Source organism: Bacillus paramycoides, assembly GCF_001884235.1.
Classification (GTDB): domain Bacteria; phylum Bacillota; class Bacilli; order Bacillales; family Bacillaceae_G; genus Bacillus_A; species Bacillus_A paramycoides.
The window spans coordinates 1-2,304 of record NZ_MAOI01000108.1; the positions used below are offsets into that span (position 1 = coordinate 1).

The window sequence follows — 2,304 nt, forward strand, 5'->3', positions numbered from 1 at the left end:
TTCGCAACGGCGCGGCTATGGCCGCGCTTCCCCATACCTTTCGGTCCTCACTCCCTTTTCATATTTTTCAATCCCAAAATACATTGATTCATTTTCATGATCTCAATATAAACAAATAATTATATATAAAAAGAGCCATTTCGGACTCAGAGTCATAGACACAATACAAATGTCTGAATCTGAACCGCGAAACGGCTCTTGAATGTTTAAACGAAATAAAAAAAGAAAAGCAAATCTATATCCAATTTAACATAAACTAGATTTATCTTCCAAGGGTTTTCGTTGACTTTTGAAGTAGAGGCTGGTTCGTCGTGTGGGAGCGAAATCCCACGTACTCCGTATCTATCCATACGGTAAATGAAATTATTATTCGAGAGCACTAGCGGTTCGGCTCGTATAATAATAAATTCAAGCCGATGAACCTAGATAGTTGCTTTTGGATGTGTCGGCTTGGTGCCGCCAAAACTCGAGCCGAAAAAAGTTTTGCAAGGATGTAGCAAAGTGAAGAAAGTCAGTAATAGTAAGGGTTTATAAGATATAGGGTGTACCTAAAAGAGAACACCCAAAAAATGTAAAATAACCAAAAAAAAAGATGCCAATAAAAAATGACATCTAAAATAGCTGTCATTTTTTATTATTAGAGTAACACCAATATTTCACGGATTCTGTACGCTAAGACTGTAACCTTTGATACAAAAAGGATTTCAACATAAAAACTAAAAATAATCGTTTATGGAACTTTATTTATTTTTACCAAAATAGACTGAGATACTTTTAATAGCGAAGTAAAAGCAAGATTTTCAACTGAAAAGTCTCTTATCTCTTAACAGGGTAAATCATTGATAACATGAAATAAGTGAGTGGAATCCATTTCAATATTACAATATGTGCTTAGCCAATAACTCTGGTGCAAAAAAATTATCATTATCAAAAATTTAAAAAATAATTAATCATAATTTACCCACATACAACATTATTAATTCAAATAACATATTAAGTTTAAATTTATTTACCAAACAAACGAATCCAAAATGATTTCTTCTGTTCTGAAGCTACTATTAAGCGCTTGCTATCTTGTATTTCTTTTAATACCTGCATTAATTGAACATCTCTTTGTTCTTCTTTCATTATTCTTTGATTATTAGTTTCCTGTAAAATTTCACTTTGTCGATCCAACCTTTGAATTAACTCTAAATTAAATTGTTCTAATCGTTCTATACGTTCTCTTAATGCTTTTATGTGTTCTGAATCTGCTACGCTATCCGTAACAGCAGCTGCTACCCCATTTTCTGTAACACTCGTTATTACTAGATTTATAGCCTGTTCTAGCGTTATGTTTTTCTTGTTCGTAGCTGCTACCAACCGTTCTATAGTTGCTATATCTTTATGATAAAAAATTCTAGAATTATTGTTGCCACGCTCAAAAAAATACCCAACTTCCTCCAGGGCAAGGCAATATTTACGCAAAGTACTTGAGCCAATCCCTAATTTCTTGGCTACCTCAGATCCCCAATAAGTTTGAGCCATATTTTATCCTCCCTCTGTTCTAAGCTGTTCTTCAAATGCCATATAGTCTTTTAAGAGTACGATACGTATTATCTTGCTTTGCTTTGTTGCTTCATTGATATTAACAGCAAATGGTTCTAATCCATTATGACACCAACTTTCAAATAAAATTGTTTTAAAATAGAGAGGTCTTCATATGATTATATGAAAACAATAAATTGTGGTGAAAAATAGTCCTTCAACTGAAATCAAAAAAACTTCGTCATTTCGACGAAGTTCTTTTTTATGCATCAATACAATAAAAAAACTTATCTAGTTATATACACATTTTAATAAACTGCATACACTAAAATATATAACAGCCTACTAGATAAGATTTCTCAAAATATAATCATGAAAGGAGACATCATGATTTATTCATTTAATAAATCTGATAGATTAATCCCTTTTAAAAAAATTACGATTGCTCAAAAACAGCCTGTAGAGATCTTTATTTTTGAACTACCCCCACTTAACACTCTAACGAGCTGTTTGAAGTGGGGGATTCCTACGAACACCAAGGTATCCCTCAGTTTTATGAGTAGGCGATCCCCGTAGTCCCTACGGTTAGGAGCCTTACGGCCTCTTTTCTCAGATTTTCCGCTGCGTTCACATCTCTATCATGATACATACCACAAGAAGGACACTTCCATTCACGCAGGTTCAGGCTTTTCACGTCTTTATTTTTGTAGTCGCAATGCGAACAAGTTTGGGAACTAGCGAATGTTTTCGACACCACAATCACTTGTTTCCCATACC

2 protein-coding genes are annotated in these 2,304 nt (G+C 33.7%); both read right to left on the reverse strand.

The features are described 5' to 3' along the window. Positions 1-1,005 precede the first annotated feature (1,005 nt). Complete coding sequence (locus tag BAU28_RS23580) at positions 1,006-1,527, reverse strand: DUF3967 domain-containing protein (protein ID WP_002174969.1); 522 nt, start codon at positions 1,525-1,527, stop codon at positions 1,006-1,008. Positions 1,528-2,080: 553 nt separating this feature from the next. Continuing rightward, positions 2,081-2,304: zinc ribbon domain-containing protein (locus BAU28_RS23585; protein WP_165615189.1), on the reverse strand; the 224-nt coding region annotated here is incomplete at its 5' end.

Excerpts from the sequence above, each read along its gene's own strand:
- BAU28_RS23580 (WP_002174969.1), bottom strand. The coding sequence starts at position 1,527 with ATGGCTCAAACTTATTGGGGATCTGAGGTAGCCAAGAAATTAGGGATT.